Below are 533 nucleotides of genomic sequence, written 5' to 3'. Positions count from 1 at the left end.
AAGCACCAATGACCCCAGAAGCCGCTGCTCGCATTCAAGCGAATCAAGCAAAACAAAATGGCGGACAAGTATCTAAAGATTCGTTCGCTGCCCGCGCTCAACGCGCTGCTGCCAACAACCAAGAACAAGGTAAATAGGAGTAACCATCATGGCAAAACCAAGTTCTGCACCAAAAACTGCGCCGAAAGGTAATCCAAACTACCCAAGCACAACTGGCAAGCCTTCAGGCAAAGGTCGTGGCAACACACCTAAACGCTAAGCACATTAGATATAAATGAGGCAGTCTAGCTGCCTCATTTTTCTATTATGAACAACTTCTCGCATTCAGCTTGAAGTTACTCAAAAACAAGTTTTGATCAGATTTGTAATCGGAATACGGCACAGACTTTTCCGTTTGTGAAAGAGCGCATAAACACGTTTCTCGCTTACTCTCATACCAACTCACCGACACCATATTTTTTGACGAGTTTATGCAGGTATCAACGATGGCATACTCTACTTCTAATGGGTAACGCTCTTCATCAAAAGCACCA

General features: G+C 44.3%; 1 pseudogene. It reads right to left on the bottom strand.

Annotated elements, in window-relative coordinates:
- Nucleotides 1–304 precede the first annotated feature (304 nt).
- Nucleotides 305–533: pseudogene (locus R7Z50_RS30730) on the bottom strand (hypothetical protein); the annotation flags it as partial.

Source organism: Vibrio sp. 1249-1 (genome assembly GCF_033340495.1).
This window is presented reverse-complemented; position numbering and strand designations above follow the sequence as displayed.